This window comes from Halalkalibacter oceani (genome assembly GCF_023715705.1).
Taxonomy (GTDB): Bacteria; Bacillota; Bacilli; order Bacillales; family Bacillaceae_D; genus Halalkalibacter; species Halalkalibacter oceani_A.
Genome location: NZ_JAMBOS010000061.1, coordinates 1 through 1,506, shown reverse-complemented (window position 1 = coordinate 1,506; position 1,506 = coordinate 1). Strand labels below are relative to the sequence as shown.

Here is a 1,506-nt window from a genome sequence, read left to right as displayed (position 1 = left end):
TCCCCCATTCGGATATCCCCGGTTCAAAGCTTACTTACAGCTCCCCGAGGCGTTTCGCCGTTCGTCGCGTCCTTCTTCGGCTCCTAGTGCCAAGGCATTCACCGTGCGCCCTTTCTAACTTAACCAATTTTGGCGGCAGATCTTCTTCGCATGTCTTCGTCAGCTTCGTGTTTCTCGGTCATGTCACGTAGACAACTACGCTCCATTCCTCGAACACTTGCTTCCTCGACCTGCTCGAATCTCTTTGCCAAAAACGATCTTTATCAAAAGGTCGTTTTTTAGACAATGTCTCCATTGCCTTAGAATTCTTGACGTTCGTTCGATCTCATCTTGTTATGTGAACAAGACTCCGATGAACTTACTTGTTATCATGATCTAGTTTTCAAAGAACCAATTGACAAAAGAATACTCTTTGTCAATGAAGCTACCGGCTTCGTTCCCTTCATGAGGAACATCCCAGTAACTTTATCGAGAGTTTGTGTTCTCTCAAAGTGGAGCCTAGCGGGATCGAACCGCTGACCTCCTGCGTGCAAGGCAGGCGCTCTCCCAGCTGAGCTAAGGCCCCGAATTAAACTGTTATGGTGGGCCTGAGTGGACTCGAACCACCGACCTCACGCTTATCAGGCGTGCGCTCTAACCAGCTGAGCTACAGGCCCCCACCATTCAATGAAACTATCCAATTAGCTTGCGAGAGCAAAAAACTCTGCAAATCAAACAAGCAACTGACTTCGTTTAAAACGATTATCAATAACCTTGATTTGAGCATGAGTACTCTCAAAACTGAACAAAGCAACTGACTTCGTTCCCGTCATGAGAAACGTCACTGTGGTACTGCATGCAGCTTTGCGACGAGAAAGCGACGCAAGGAGCGCGCAGGAGCATATTCCAGTAACTTCATCGAGAGTTTTGAGTACTCTCAAAACTGAACAAGGCAACTGACTTCAATTCCGTCATGACCTTCTTCTTCGAATGACTTCATGCAGCCTTGCGACGAGTAATCGCAGGAGCAAAAGAATTCATTCAAAACTGAACAAAAGAACCGAAGCGTTCCTTACACAGCTGGTGTGTAAGTTCGATTAGAGTATAAACTCCATAGAAAGGAGGTGATCCAGCCGCACCTTCCGATACGGCTACCTTGTTACGACTTCACCCCAATCATCTGTCCCACCTTAGGCGGCTGGCTCCAAAAGGTTACCCCACCGACTTCGGGTGTTACAAACTCTCGTGGTGTGACGGGCGGTGTGTACAAGGCCCGGGAACGTATTCACCGCGGCATGCTGATCCGCGATTACTAGCAATTCCGGCTTCATGCAGGCGAGTTGCAGCCTGCAATCCGAACTGAGAATGGCTTTATGGGATTGGCTCCACCTCGCGGCTTCGCTGCCCTTTGTACCATCCATTGTAGCACGTGTGTAGCCCAGGTCATAAGGGGCATGATGATTTGACGTCATCCCCACCTTCCTCCGGTTTGTCACCGGCAGTCACCTTAGAGTGCCCAACTGAATG

Annotated in this window: 2 tRNA genes and 2 rRNA genes; all 4 read right to left on the bottom strand. The window is 49.0% G+C overall.

The window, feature by feature from the left end:
* Positions 1 to 125, bottom strand: a 23S ribosomal RNA gene (locus M3212_RS21590); the annotation flags it as partial.
* A 367-nt stretch (positions 126 to 492) separates the two neighbouring features.
* Positions 493 to 565: transfer RNA gene (locus tag M3212_RS21585), tRNA-Ala, on the bottom strand.
* 14 nt (positions 566 to 579) lie between these two features.
* Positions 580 to 656, bottom strand: a tRNA-Ile gene (locus tag M3212_RS21580).
* Between the two features lie 440 nt (positions 657 to 1,096).
* Positions 1,097 to 1,506, bottom strand: a 16S ribosomal RNA gene (locus M3212_RS21575); the annotation flags it as partial.